11 protein-coding genes are annotated in these 13344 nt (G+C 72.1%); 7 read left to right on the top strand and 4 right to left on the bottom strand.

The annotated features are described in order from the left end of the window. Positions 1 to 91: 91 nt before the first annotated feature. Positions 92 to 1654, bottom strand: coding sequence for a phospholipid carrier-dependent glycosyltransferase (locus tag AB0M46_RS29070; RefSeq protein WP_363340993.1), 1563 nt, complete (start codon positions 1652 to 1654; stop codon positions 92 to 94). 29 nt (positions 1655 to 1683) lie between these two features. Here AB0M46_RS29070 and rsmI point away from each other — a divergent pair, with 29 nt between their 5' ends. Next, a complete protein-coding gene (gene rsmI / locus AB0M46_RS29065; RefSeq protein ID WP_363341021.1) occupies positions 1684 to 2520 on the top strand; it encodes a 16S rRNA (cytidine(1402)-2'-O)-methyltransferase in 837 nt (278 codons plus the stop codon). On the opposite strand, the gene AB0M46_RS29060 is transcribed toward rsmI, so the two are convergent. Then, entirely contained in the window at positions 2493 to 3926 is a 1434-nt protein-coding gene (locus AB0M46_RS29060; protein ID WP_363340991.1) for an FAD-dependent monooxygenase, read from the bottom strand. The two genes, rsmI and AB0M46_RS29060, sit on opposite strands and share 28 nt — an antisense overlap. A 75-nt stretch (positions 3927 to 4001) precedes the next feature. Between AB0M46_RS29060 and AB0M46_RS29055 the strand changes: the two genes are divergently transcribed. Further along, a complete protein-coding gene (locus tag AB0M46_RS29055) occupies positions 4002 to 4619 on the top strand; it encodes a TetR/AcrR family transcriptional regulator (RefSeq protein WP_363340989.1) in 618 nt (205 codons plus the stop codon). Between the two features lie 170 nt (positions 4620 to 4789). On the opposite strand, the gene AB0M46_RS29050 is transcribed toward AB0M46_RS29055, so the two are convergent. Beyond that, positions 4790 to 5716: a hypothetical protein gene (locus AB0M46_RS29050; RefSeq protein WP_363340987.1), complete on the bottom strand. Its 927-nt coding sequence runs from the start codon at positions 5714 to 5716 to the stop codon at positions 4790 to 4792. Between the two features lie 107 nt (positions 5717 to 5823). On the opposite strand from AB0M46_RS29050, the gene metG reads away from it, so the two are divergent. Then, positions 5824 to 7587 (top strand): methionine--tRNA ligase, encoded by a 1764-nt coding sequence (gene metG, locus AB0M46_RS29045; RefSeq protein WP_363340985.1) that lies wholly within the window; start codon positions 5824 to 5826, stop codon positions 7585 to 7587. On the opposite strand, the gene AB0M46_RS29040 is transcribed toward metG, so the two are convergent. After that, complete coding sequence (locus AB0M46_RS29040) at positions 7584 to 8765, bottom strand: hypothetical protein (protein WP_363340983.1); 1182 nt, start codon at positions 8763 to 8765, stop codon at positions 7584 to 7586. The two genes, metG and AB0M46_RS29040, sit on opposite strands and share 4 nt — an antisense overlap. 81 nt (positions 8766 to 8846) lie before the next feature. On the opposite strand from AB0M46_RS29040, the gene AB0M46_RS29035 reads away from it, so the two are divergent. Genes AB0M46_RS29035 through AB0M46_RS29020 form a run of 4 tightly spaced genes read left to right on the top strand, consistent with a single transcriptional unit; the run spans position 8847 to position 13341 of the window. Further along, positions 8847 to 9704 carry a TatD family hydrolase gene (locus AB0M46_RS29035; protein ID WP_363340981.1) on the top strand — a complete coding sequence of 286 codons (858 nt, stop codon included), beginning with the start codon at positions 8847 to 8849 and terminating at the stop codon, positions 9702 to 9704. Further along, a complete protein-coding gene (gene rsmA, locus AB0M46_RS29030) occupies positions 9695 to 10549 on the top strand; it encodes a 16S rRNA (adenine(1518)-N(6)/adenine(1519)-N(6))-dimethyltransferase RsmA (RefSeq protein WP_363341019.1) in 855 nt (284 codons plus the stop codon). The genes AB0M46_RS29035 and rsmA overlap by 10 nt, the downstream gene beginning before the upstream one ends. A 9-nt stretch (positions 10550 to 10558) precedes the next feature. Further along, positions 10559 to 11506 carry a 4-(cytidine 5'-diphospho)-2-C-methyl-D-erythritol kinase gene (locus tag AB0M46_RS29025; RefSeq protein ID WP_363340979.1) on the top strand — a complete coding sequence of 316 codons (948 nt, stop codon included), beginning with the start codon at positions 10559 to 10561 and terminating at the stop codon, positions 11504 to 11506. Further along, a complete protein-coding gene (locus AB0M46_RS29020; RefSeq protein WP_363340977.1) occupies positions 11506 to 13341 on the top strand; it encodes an ABC-F family ATP-binding cassette domain-containing protein in 1836 nt (611 codons plus the stop codon). Before AB0M46_RS29025 ends, AB0M46_RS29020 begins: the two co-directional genes overlap by 1 nt. Positions 13342 to 13344 lie beyond the last annotated feature (3 nt).

Genomic DNA, 13344 nt, shown 5'->3' with positions numbered 1-13344 from the left:
CATGCGAGCCTTTCGCCAGCTATTAGTTGCCGTGCGGCAAATAATATAAGGCAGCTTTCAGGCTCTTCAGTTACCCACTCCTCAGGCGGGATTACACCCAGCGAGACCCAAGCCACATGCGGGCGAACCAGTCCGTGTATGAAATGTCCATTCCCGAGTAGATCGGGTAGAAATAGGCGAAGCAGGCGGCGACCAGCAGCACGTATGCCCCGGCCACGACCGCGCCGACCAAACGGTGGTCGCTGTCGGGGCGCAGCCGCCGGGACGGGCCGATGATCGCGCCGAGCACGTAGACGACGGCCAGGACGAGGAACGGCTCGGCCGGCAGCGCGTAGAAGTAGAACATCGTGCGGTGCTCGGGCATCTCGTTGAACCACGGCAGGATGCCGGTGAGCGCGCCGGCCATGATCAGCCAGGCCCGGCCGTCGCGGCGGGCGATCGCCAGCCAGCCCAGGGCCACCAGCGCCGGCAGGAACGACCACCACAGCAGCGGCGTGCCGAGCAGCAGGATCTCGGAGGCGCAGGTGGCCGCGCCGCACGACCCGGACTGGTCCCAGTAGAAGGCCACCGGGCGGCCCAGCAGGAGCCACTGCCAGGGCCAGGACTGGTACTGGTGCTTCGTGCTCAGCCCGGTGTGGAAGTTGTAGGCCTCCCGGTGGTAGTGCCACAGGTTGATCAGCGGGTCGATGGGCCGGTCGTGGGGCAGGCCGTTGGACTCGGCGTACCAGTGCCGGAAGTAGCCGTTGTCGGAGAGGAACCAGCCCCACCAGCAGTTGAGGTAGACGACCACCGCGACGCCGATGGTGGCGAGGAACCAGCCGGCGCCGTCGCTCCAGATGCCCTCGGCGACCCAGTGCTTGAAACCGGCGCTGCGCCGGGCGCTCATGTCGAACAGCACCATGGCGATCGCGAAGATCAGCACGTAGTAGACGCCGCTCCACTTGACGCCGCAGGCGAGGCCCAGTGATATCGCGCACAGCAGGCGGTACCACCGGAAGCCCAATCTGAGGCGCGGGCCGGGCTTCTCGGGGTCGTAGCCGTCCTCCAGGGCCCGCAGCAGCCGGGCCCGGCGCTGCTCGCGGTCCAGCACCAGGAAGAAGAACGCCACCACGATCCAGAACATCAGGAAGATGTCGAGCAGGGCCACGCGGGAGAGCACGAAGTGCATGCCGTCCAGCGACATGAGCAGACCCGCGGTGCCGGCCAGGATGGTGGAGCGGAAGAGGCGGTACGCCGCGATGACGATCAGCAGGATGGAGATCGCGCCGACGGTGACCGCCGAGATGCGCCAGCCGAAGGAGTTGTACCCGAAGAGCTGCTCGCCGAGGCCGATCATCCATTTGCCGAGGGGCGGGTGCACGACGTACTGCGGCGTGTTGTCCTCGGGGTTCCACTCGACCCCGCGCTGAAGGAGGTCCTGCGCCTCGTTGGCGTAGTAGACCTCGTCGAAGATGACGTCCTTGGGGTGCGCCAGGTTGACCAGGCGCAGGACCAGCCCGACGCCCGTGATCAGCGCCGCGACCAGCCAGAAGTTCAGCCCACCGCGGGGCGGCCGGGCGAGCCGCTTGCGGACGATGTCGGGCACCGCGCGCAGGGCCGGCTCGGCAACGGGGCTCTCCGGCTCGCTTGCTTGGGTCAGCACACCCGAGGTCATTGGGCGATCGTAGGGCGAGGGATGCCACCATCGCACATGTGCCGTTGATTCTGCTCGGAGCCCCGCTGGGAAATGTCGAGGACGCGTCGCCGCGCTTGCGTGAAACGCTTGCGACGGCCGATGTGATCGCCGCCGAGGACACCCGCCGGCTGGGCCGCCTCGCCCAGCAGCTCGGCGTGGAGATCAAGGGCCGGCTGGTGAGCTACTTCGAGGGCAACGAGGAGCGGCGCACCCCGGAGCTGGCCGACCTGCTCGCCGAGGGGCTGACCATCGCCGTGGTCACCGACGGCGGCATGCCCAGCGTCTCCGACCCTGGCTTCCGGCTGGTGCGGGCGGCGATCGCGCGCGGCGTGCCGGTGACCGCCGCCCCGGGCCCGAGCGCGGTGGTGACGGCCCTGGCGGTCTCCGGGCTGCCGTGCGACCGGTTCTGCTTCGAGGGCTTCCCGCCGCGGCGGCCGGGGGAGCGGCGGGCGTACTTCGCCGCGCTGGCGGCCGAGCCGCGCACCCTGGTGTTCTTCGAGTCGCCGCACCGCATCGCCGACACGCTGCAGGACCTGGCGCTGGCCTTCGGCGAGGACCGGCCGGCGGCGCTGTGCCGGGAGCTCACCAAGACCTACGAGGAGATCCGCCGCGGCACCCTCGCGTCGCTGGCCGCCGACGCCGAGTCGGCCCGCGGCGAGATCACGCTCGTGGTGGCCGGCGCTCCGGAGACCGCGGCCGAGCGGCCCACCGACGCGGCGCTGGCCGCCGAGGTGGCCGCCCTGGTCGCCGCCGGCGCCGATCGCAAGGCGGCGACCCTGGAGGTGGCCAAGCGTCACGGCCTGGCCAAGCGGGACGTCTACGCGGCCGTCATCGCGAACAAGTAGGCCGCCTCGTCGATGTCGTCGGTCTCCGACGCCCAGGCCACGTATCCGTCGGGGCGGACGAGCAGTTTCGTCGCGCCTTCGGCGCAGGCGTGGCCGTACCCCTGGAGCTTCGTGTTGATCAGGAGCGCCTTGCCGTCGTGGAGGTGCTCGGCCAGCCGCCTGCCGTCGGAGAGCTCCAGGTCGGGGGCGGGGCGGCCGATCAGCGGGTGCTCGCCCGGCAGGTCGTAGCCCTGCCAGACGCCGGCGAGGCGGGTGGCCAGGTAGGTGGCGCCGTCCGTCGTGCCAGCCAGGCCGGCCACGACCGCCCGCAGCGCCCGGGCGTGCGGGTCCGGCCGCATGATGGCGATCTGGGCGCGGGTCCAGTCCAGCACCCAGGCGCCGATCGGGTGCCGCTCCGCGGTGTAGGTGTCGAGCAGGCGCTGCGACGCGTCGCCGCGCGCGACGGCGGCGAGCTTCCAGCCGAGGTTCATCGCGTCGCCGATGCCCAGGTTCAGGCCCTGGCCGCCGAACGGGGAGTGCACGTGCGCGGCGTCGCCGGCCAGCAGGACCCGGCCCTTGCGATACGCGGTGGCCTGGCGGGCGTTGTCGGTGAACCGTGTGGCCGTGCGGATGCCCGTGACGGTGATGTCCTTGCCGATCACTCGCCGGATGGCGCCCTCCAGCTCCTCCTCGGTGACCGCCGCGGTCCGGTCGGGCGGCGTCCCGGTGAACTCGGCGACCAGCACCCGGCCGGGCACCGGGCCCAGGACATACACGCCGGTGCCGGTGGCGTGCCAGCCGCCCGGCAGGCCCTCGGCACCCTCCAGGTCGGCCATCGCCTGGTACGCCGTGATCTCCGCCGGTGTGCCGGGGAACTCGAAGCCGGCGTGCTTGCGCACCAGGCTCCGGCCGCCGTCGCAGCCGACCAGCCACCGGGCCGTGAGCGGCCCCCGGTCGGTGGTGATCGAGACCACGTCGCCGTCGTCGGCGAACCCGGTCAGCCGGACCCCGCGGCGCAGGTCCACGCCCAGCTCCAGGGCCCGCCGCTCCAGGATGGCCTCCAGCTGCTGCTGGCTGACCAGGGCGAGCGCCCCGCGGGCGGCCGCGGCGGCCAGCCCGGGGTCGTCCCGGGCGAGCAGGTCGCCGTCGATCATGAGCCCGCCGAAGTGCCCGGCGAACCGCTTGCCGCCCGGTGCCCGGCCCTTGGCGGCGAAGGCCTGCATGTTGAAGGCGGCCGCCTCCTGCACCGCCGGGGTCAGGCCCCGGCGGTCGAGCGCCTCGATGGTCGGGCTGTTGAGCGAGCCCGCCTTGATCGTCGGATCGATCTCGGTCCGGCGCTCCAGCACCGTGACGTCCACCCCGGCCAGCGCCAGCTCGCACGCGAGCATCAGCCCGACCGGCCCGGCCCCCGCAACCACGACGTCCATGCGTTCCTCCCCCAGTTCGTGCTGTCACTATAAATCTACTGTGACAGTAAGTTTTCATCAACTAGAGTTTTCGCCATGGGCCTGCGGGAGCAGAAGAAGCGCGAGACGCGTCAGTTGATCTCCGATGTGGCGAGCGGCCTGTTCATCCGCCGCGGCTTCGACGCGGTGACCGTGACGGAGGTGGCCGCGGAGGCGGGCGTCTCGCCAAAGACGGTCTTCAACTACTTCCCGCGCAAGGAGGACCTGTTCCTCGATCGTCTCGAGGAGCTGACCGACCTGGTGACCGCGGCCGTGCGGGGCCGGGCGGCGGGAGTGGGGGTGCTCGCGGCCGTGCGCACCCTGGTGCTGGATCTGCTGGCCCGGCGGCACCCGATGAGCGGGTACGCCCAACCCACCTACGTCCACTTCTGGGCCGTGGTGACCGGCTCGCCGGCGCTGCTGGCCCGGGTGCGGGAGTACGTGCAGGAGCTGGAGGAACTGCTGGCGGGCCTGCTGGCGGCGGAGCGCGGCGTTGTGGTGGGCCTGCCGGAGCGGTTCGCGGCCGCGACCTTCGTGGCCGCGTACCGGACGGTGTATTTGGACGGCGCCCGGCGCGTGTTCGCGGGCGAGGATCACGAGGCGGTGGGCGCGGAGATGGTGATCCGCTACAACCGAGCCTTCGACGCGGCGGAGCGGGCGGCCACGGTCATGTAGGAACGCGGTGCGTTATGCGGTCCTTGGGGCTTTAACGCGAAATGTCGGGCCTCCTTCGTCGGCCCGACATTTCGGACATATAACCTGACAGGGCATAAATGCGATAAGTCGTGGCTGACGAAGGAGGCCCGACTTATCGGTACAACGGCCGACTTTGGCTGGTTCGTTCGTCAGCGGGTGGCCAGCACGATGGCGGCGCTCAGGGCGATCGGGGACGCGGCGGTCAGCAGCCAGGCCGTGAGGCGCTCCCGCAGTCGGGCGAAGCGCCACGCGCCCGTCAGCCAGGCCAGCATCACCCCGCACAGCACGATCAGGCCCAGCCCGGCCGCCCAGCGCACGCGCAGGCCCGAGGGGTTGCCGGCGTACGCGACCCGGCCGCCCGGCAGCATCTCTGCCGTCACCGACGCGCCCGTGGCGCCGTCCAGGCCCATCAGCCTCGCGCCGTCCACGGTCTCGCGGCCCGGGGCGGCGAAGTCGGCCCGGCAGCGGCGCAGCAGGCCCGTGCCCTGGCAGGCGGTGACCTCGGCCGTGCCCTTCACGCCGTGGCCCATGTCCAGCCAGAAGGGCTCCGCGCTGGTCCACGCGAAGAACCCGGCCAGCAGCGCGATGAGCAGCATCGCGGTCAGGCCGGCCAGCGGGCCCCGGGGTGGGCGGGTGCGCTTCGGGCGGCGGGCCCGGCGCGGGGGCGCCGAGCGGCGCTCGTCGCGCGGCTGCCGCATCGCGCGCATCGCCGGAGGCGGCCACTGCTCTGCCTTGCCGGCGAGGTGGTCGAGGACCGCGGTACGGCCGGCCGCATGCGCCGCCTCCACCTCGCGGTCCACCACCGAGGGCGCCTGGCGGTCCAGCACCGAACGTGAAGGGCTCGGCACCGAACGCGAAGGATCCGGCGCCGAAGGCGAAGGGCCCGGCGCGGGAGGTACCGGGGCTTCCTCGTGCAGGGTCAGGGTGCTCGTGGTGGGCCAGAGCGGGAAGGGCTCCGCGCCCTCGGAAGCGGACTCCAGGGCAGGTACGGCTGCGGCGGTCGGCACCAGGGCCCGGGCCGGCGGTATCCCCGCGGCCTCGCCTCGCCACCCCCGCCGGGCGGGCAGTTCGTTCACGTTTTCATTGGACAACGGGCGATCGCCAACATTTCGGACGTGGGTCGCGTGTCGGGATAAACAACCTGTTCGCTGAAGGCCCTGGCGGTTCACTACGCTTCTAGCTCATGAGTCGTGTTCTCACCGCGGTCGCCTGGCCTTACGCCAACGGGCCGCGACACATCGGTCACGTGTCCGGATTCGGGGTGCCTTCCGACGTCTTCAGCCGCTACATGCGGATGGCCGGGCACGACGTGCTGATGGTGTCGGGCACGGACGAGCACGGCACGCCGATCCAGGTCCAGGCCGACGCCGAGGGCGTGAGCCCGCGCGAGCTGGTCGACCGCTACAACCGGGTCATCGTCGAGGACCTGCACGGCCTGGGGCTGACGTACGACCTGTTCACCCGTACCACCACCGGCAACCACTACCAGGTCGTCCAGGAGCTGTTCCAGGGCCTGTACGACAACGGGTACATCATCGCCAAGACGACGCTCGGCGCGATCTCCCCGTCGACCGGCCGCACGCTGCCCGACCGCTACATCGAGGGCACCTGCCCGATCTGCGGCTACGACAGCGCCCGCGGCGACCAGTGCGACAACTGCGGCAACCAGCTCGACCCGGACCAGCTGATCAACCCGCGCTCGAGGATCAACGGGGAGACCCCGGAGTTCGTCGAGACCGAGCACTTCTTCCTCGACCTGCCCGCGTTCGCCGAGCAGCTCAACGCCTGGCTCGACACGCGCGAGGGCTGGCGCCCCAACGTGCTCAAGTTCTCCCGCAACCTCATCGACGACCTGCAGCCCCGGGCCATCACCCGGGACCTGGAGTGGGGCGTGCCGATCCCGCTGGAGGGCTGGAAGAACCGCGACGACAAGCGGATCTACGTCTGGTTCGACGCCGTGATCGGCTACCTGTCGGCCTCGATCGAGTGGGCCCGCCGGTCGGGCGACCCCGAGGCCTGGCGGAAGTGGTGGCAGGACCCCGAGTCCGAGGGGTACTACTTCATGGGCAAGGACAACATCGTCTTCCACTCGGTGATCTGGCCGTCGATCCTGCTCGGCTACTCCGGCCCGAAGCCGCAGGCCCTGGGCGGGCTGAACCTGCCGACCGAGGTGGTCTCCTCGGAGTACCTGACGATGGAGGGCAAGAAGTTCTCCTCCTCCCGCCGCGTGGTCATCTACGTGCGGGACTTCCTGGAGCGCTACGACGCCGACGCCCTGCGGTACTTCATCGCCGTCGCCGGCCCGGAGTCCAACGACACCGACTTCACCTGGTCGGAGTTCCGCCGGCGCAACAACGACGAGCTGGTCGCCGGCTGGGGCAACCTGGTCAACCGCTCCATCTCCATGGCCGCCAAGAACTTCGGCGAGATCCCGGCGGCGGGTGAGCTCACGGCGGAGGACCAGACCCTGCTCGCCGCGGTGCGGGCGGGCTTCGACACGGTCGGCCAGCTGCTCGGCAAGCACCGCCAGAAGGCCGGCATCACCGAGGCCATGCGCGTGGTGGGCGAGGTCAACAAGTACTTCTCCGACCAGGCGCCGTGGAAGCTGAAGGAGGACAAGGCCCGCATGGGCACGGTCCTCCACGTGGCGCTGCAGGCCGTGCAGGACTGCAACACCCTCCTGACCCCGTTCCTGCCCCACGCCGCGCAGCGCATCCACGAGCTGCTGGGCGGCACCGGCGTCCACGCCCCGATGCCCGAGATCCGCGAGGTCGAGGACCTGGACAACGGGCTGACCTACCCGATCCTGACCGGCGACTACACGGTCGGCACCAAGTGGGAGCACGTGGCCATCGCCCCGGGCACGAAGCTCGAGGCCCCCACCCCGGTCTTCAAGAAGCTTGACGAGTCCATCGTGGAAGAGGAACTCGCACGGCTGCAGAGCTAGAGCTGGTACCAGTGATCGCTCTCGTGGGCGTCGGCCACCTCGTTGGCCGGCGCCCACGCCTCGTACAGGCCGCGCTCGACGCAGTGGGCGCCGAGGCGGGCGACCTGGTCGCCGTCGGGGCGGGACAGGCGAAGGCGCAGCCAGTCGCCCTCCTGGCGGATGACCGTGCAGCGGGCGTCGCGCCAGGTGGCGCGGGGGACGCGGCGGGCCAGGGACTCCAGGGGGTAGCGGGCGGCGCGGGTCTTGGCGGCCACCCGGAACTCGCCCGGCGGGTCCACGATCGCCTCGAAGACGTTCTCGCGGTAGCTGCCGATGTAGCGGGTCAGGGGCGGGCTGACCGGGAAGTACTCCTGGTCGGACTGGCCCGGCACCAGGTGGCGCCACTGCGGGCCGTGCATGCGGCTCCAGGCCCGCTGCTCCGGCAGGAACGTGTACAACGTCACCTCGGTCCCGTCCCCCGTGTAGGCGACCAGCGAGGTGTTCGCGGGCATCGGCAGCTCGGCCAGGTCGGTGGTGACGAACTCGGGGACGATGTGCCGGCCGCTCGGGGCGAAGCCGGTGCCGATCACCGGCGGGCCGAGGCGGTCGTGCGGCGGCATCGTGACCAGGCCGGGGTAGGTGTCGGCCAGCGGGACGTCGTAGTCGTGGGCGTCCACGGCGCGCCAGCGCACGGCGAAGACCACGTCGCCGCTGGAGTCGCCGGACAGGATGGCCAGGTCCTCGGGGGTGCGTAAGTGGGCCACGTCGAAGGCGCGGTAGCAGAAGCCGCTGATCGGCCAGCCCTTGAGGTACCCCTGCAGCTGCCGCGCGGAGAGGAACTTGATCATTCGGGTGCCCCGGCGCAGGACCGCGGTGCGGCGGATCGGGGCGAGCGCGGCGGCGGCCGACGGGGTTTGGCTCAGGCGGTGGATGGTGGCCCAGTCCAGCGCCCGGGTGACCGGCATCAGCAGCGGCTCGTCCTCCAGGCCGTCGAGGGCCGAGGTGACCTCCGTGGCGTGGACGAAGCGGCGGTACGGCCACTTCGCCCCCGGCCGGGGATTGGGCAGGAAGCCCGGGGCCGAGTGGGTGGCGTATACCTCGTAGGCCGCGCCCTGTGCGATCTCCTCGGCCGGATACGCGACCCCGTCGATCGTCACGCTGTGGGTCGCGGACCCCTCCGCGTGTCCGATTACCGTCACTTGGGCGACGCTAGGGCCGGGTGGTTTTCGGGCGGTAAACGCAGGGTTAACTGCGAACCGAGGGTGGCATGCTTGACGCCGATGAGTGCGAGAAAACACAGCCGCCAGGGAAGCTTCCCTCCGGCGCCCGAAGCGCTGCCGGTCGCCGTGCCGGACAGCCACACCCACATAGACATCACGCTCGAAGAGGGCGACAGCGGGGGCCCGGCCACCGTCGAGGACGCCATCGCCCGGGCCGCGGCGGCCGGCATCGACCGGCTCGTGCAGGTCGGGGTGGACGTCGAGTCGTCGCGCTGGGGGGTCGAGGTGGCCCAGCGGCACCCGGCCGTGGTGGCCACCGTGGCGCTGCACCCCAACGACGCGCCGCGCCAGCACGACCTCGACGCCGCGCTGCGCGAGATCGAGCGCCTGGCCGCCGACCCGCGGGTGCGGGGCATCGGCGAGACCGGGCTGGACTACTTCCGCACCGGCGAGGAGGGGCGCAAAGCGCAGCACGAGAGCTTCCGCGCCCACATCGCGATCGCCAAGCGGCACGGCAAGACGCTGGTCATCCACGACCGGGACGCGCACGCCGACGTGCTGGCCGTGCTCGACGAGGAGGGCGCGCCCGACCAGGTGGTCATGCACTGCTACTCCGGCGACGAGGAGTTCGCCCGGGAGTGCCTGGACCGCGGCTTCCTGCTCAGCTTCGCCGGCACGGTGACCTTCGGCAACGCCGCCCACCTGCGCCGGGCCGCCGCCATCACCCCGCTGGACGGGCTGCTGGTGGAGACCGACGCGCCGTTCCTCACCCCGATGCCGTTTCGCGGCCGGCCCAACGCCTCGTACCTCATTCCGGTGACCGTGCGCGCGCTGGCCGAGGTCACCGGGCACGATCTGGACGCGCTGTGCGCCGCGCTGTCGGCCAACGGCGAACGAGCCTTCGGACGCTGGACGTGAGCCTGCTCGGCCCGGCCGACGTGCGGCAGCTGGCGGAGCGGCTCGGCATCCGCCCCACCAAGCAGCTCGGGCAGAATTTCGTGCACGACCCCAACACCGTGCGCCGGATCGTGCGCGCCGCCGAGCTCGCCCCCGACGACGTGGTGCTCGAGGTCGGGCCGGGGCTGGGCTCGCTCACCCTGGCGCTGCTCGAGCACGGGAACCGGGTCTGCGCGGTCGAGATCGACCCGCCGCTGGCCGCGGCGCTGCCGGAGACCGTGGCCAAGTTCGCCCCGGAGCACGCCGACCGGCTCACCGTCGTGGCGGGGGACGCGCTGCGGGTCGACCTCGGCGGGCACGCGCCGACGGCGCTGGTGGCCAACCTGCCGTACAACGTCGCGGTCCCGGTCGTGCTGCACCTGCTGGCGACCGTGCCCTCGCTGCGGCGGGGGCTGGTGATGGTGCAGAAGGAGGTGGCCGACCGGCTCACCGCCGGCCCGGGGTCGCGGGTCTACGGCGTGCCGAGCGTGAAGCTGGCCTGGTATGCGACCGCGCACCAGGCGGGCAAGGTGCCGGCCTCGGTCTTCTGGCCCGTCCCGAACGTTGAGTCGGGTTTGGTCGGATTTACCGTACATCAGACCCATAGATCGGATAGGTCGGACACCTTCGCCGTCGTGGACGCCGCGTTCGCCCAGCGGCGCAAGATCCTGCGCGGTGCGCTCGCCGGCTGGGCGGGGGGACCGGCCGAGGCCGAGCGGATCCTGCGGGCGGCCGGGATCGACCCCGGGCTGCGCGGCGAGCAGCTCACGGTGGATGACTTCACGCGCATCGCGAGCCAGCGCCGCACGGCCGAGGCGTCCGGGTAGGGTGCAGCAGTGACCGAGCCGCTCTTCTCCGAGGACGAGGAGTTCGACCGGCCGCGCCTCGCCGCGCACGGACCGGTCCGAGTGCGCGTGCCCGCGAAGATCAACCTCCATCTGCACGTCGGCCCCACCCGGCCCGACGGCTACCACGAGCTGACCACCGTGTACCACGCGATCGGCCTCTACGACGAGATCACCGCGCGCCGCGGCGACACGCTGACGCTCACCATGGAGGGCGAGGGCACCGGCGAGCTGTCCCTCGGCGAGGACAACCTCGTCATGCGGGCGGTGCGGGCGCTGGCCGCCGAGACCGGTCACGACCCGCACGCCCGGCTGCACCTGAAGAAGCAGATCCCCATCGCGGCCGGCCTGGCCGGCGGCAGCGCCGATGCCGCGGCCGCGCTGGTGGCCTGCGACCAGCTGTGGGGGACCGGCATGTCCCGCGACGACCTGGCCGTGGTGGCCGCCACGCTGGGCTCCGACATTCCCTTCCTGGTCCTGGGGGGTACGGCCCTGGGCACCGGCCGCGGCGAGCTCGTCAGCCCGATCCTCACGGGCGGGCACACCTGGCACTGGGTGCTGGCCGTCGCCGAGGAGGGGCTGTCGACGCCGGTGGTGTACCGGGCCTTCGACGAGCTCGGCGGGCGCACCAACGCCGGCCCGCCCGACGGGCTGATGGTGGCCCTGCGCCAGCGCAACCCCGAGGTGCTCGCCGGCGAGCTGGCCAACGACCTGCAGGCGGCCGCCCTGCACCTGCGCCCCGAGCTGCAGCAGGTGCTCGACGCCGGCATCGAGGCGGGCGCGCTGGCCGGGCTGATCTCCGGCTCCGGCCCGACCTGCGTCTTCCTGGCCGAGGACGGCCGGCACGCCGCGCTCATCGCCGCCGACCTGGAGGAGCGCCAGTGCTGCCGCGCGGTGCGCACCGCCGTCGGCCCGGTCCCGGGAGCGAGGGTCCTGTAGTGGCCAACATCGTCAACCTCGACAAGGTCTCCAAGACGTACCCCGCCGGGCGCATCTTCGACGAGGTCTCGCTCGGCATCGACGACAGCGACCGGATCGGCATCGTCGGGCTCAACGGGGCCGGCAAGACGACCCTGTTGCGCATGCTCACCAAGGCCGAGGAGCCGGACGAGGGCCGGGTCACCCACCGGCGGGACCTGCGCGTGGCCGCCCTCCCGCAGCGCCTCGACCTGCCGCCCTCGGCGTCGGTCCGGGACGTCATCGTCGGCACGGCGTGGCTGCCGGCCGGCTTCGCGGCGGAGCACGAGTGGGCGGGCGACGCCGGCGTTCGCACGGTGCTCAACGGCCTGGGCATGCCGCACCTCGGCCTGGACGCCCCCGTCGGGCCGATGTCCGGCGGCGAGCGGCGCCGCATCGCGCTCGCCGCGCTGCTGGTCCGCCCGGCCGACCTGCTCATCCTGGACGAGCCGACCAACCACCTCGACGTGGCCGGCATCGCCTGGCTGGCCCGGCACCTGCTGCAGCGCCGCGGCGCGCTCATCGTGGTCACCCACGACCGGTGGTTCCTCGACGCGGTGTGCACGAGCACGTGGGAGGTCGCCGACGCGACCGTGCGCTCCTACGAGGGCGGCTACGCGGCCTGGACCCTCGCCCGGGCCGAGCGCGTGCGGGTGGCCGCCGAGACCGAGGCCCGCCGGCAGAACCTCCTGCGCAAGGAGATCGCCTGGCTGCGCCGCGGCCCGCCGGCCCGCACCAGCAAGCCCAAGTTCCGCATCGACGCGGCCAACGCGCTCATCGCCGACGTCCCGCCGGCCCGCGACACCGTCTCCCTGCAGCGCCTCGCCGTGACCCGGCTGGGCAAGCAGGTGTACGAGCTCGACGGGCTGCGCCTGCAGGCGGGGGAGCGGACCCTGCTCGACGGCGCGGACTGGATCGTCGGCCCGGGCGACCGGATCGCCATCCTCGGCGCCAACGGGGCCGGCAAGACCACGCTCCTGCGCGTGCTGGCCGGCATCCGCGAGCCCGACGGCGGCCGGGTGCTTCGCGGCACCACGGTGCGCGCCGCGTTCCTGTCCCAGGAGCTGCACGAGCTGCCCAACGACCTGCGCCTGCTGGAGGCGGTCGAGGAGGTCGCCAAGCGGGTCAAGCTCGGCGACCGCGAGCTGTCGGCCGCCCAGCTGGCCGAGGTCTTCGGCTTCACCGGCGCGCGGGTCTGGACCCCGGTGTCCGACCTCTCCGGCGGCGAGCGGCGCCGGCTGCAGCTGCTGCGCCTGCTGGCCACCGAGCCGAACGTGCTGCTGCTCGACGAGCCGACCAACGACCTCGACATCGACACGCTGGCCGCGCTCGAGGACCTCCTGGACACGTGGCCGGGGACGCTGGTGGTGGCCAGCCACGACCGGTACCTCGTCGAGCGCGTCGCCGACACCGTCTACGGCATGCACGGCGACGGCCGGCTGGTGCACCTGCCCGGCGGCGTCGACGAGTACCTGACCCATGTCTCGGCCTCCTCGGGCTTCGCGCCGTCCTCGTCTTCGGCCGCCGCTCCTGCTGGCTCGGCTTCTTCCGCCTCGGCTTCGTCCGCCTCGGCCGAGCGCGGCGCCGACCTGCGGGCCAGCGAGAAGGACCAGCGGGCCGCGCGCAAGGAGCTGGCCAAGCTCGAGCGCAGCATCGACCGGCTGAGCCAGAAGGAGGATGCGCTGCACGCCCAGCTGGCCGAGCACGCCACCGACTACGCGAAGATCACCGAGCTGGACGCCCAGCTGCGGGTCGTGCAGCAGGAGAAGACCGAAATCGAGGAGCAATGGCTCGCCCTGGCCGAGATCGCCGGCTGAGCG

Source organism: Dactylosporangium sp. NPDC051485 (assembly GCF_040682015.1).
Taxonomy (GTDB): Bacteria; Actinomycetota; Actinomycetes; order Mycobacteriales; family Micromonosporaceae; genus Dactylosporangium.
Note: the sequence above shows the minus strand (reverse complement) of the source record. Positions and strands in the feature narration are given on the sequence as shown.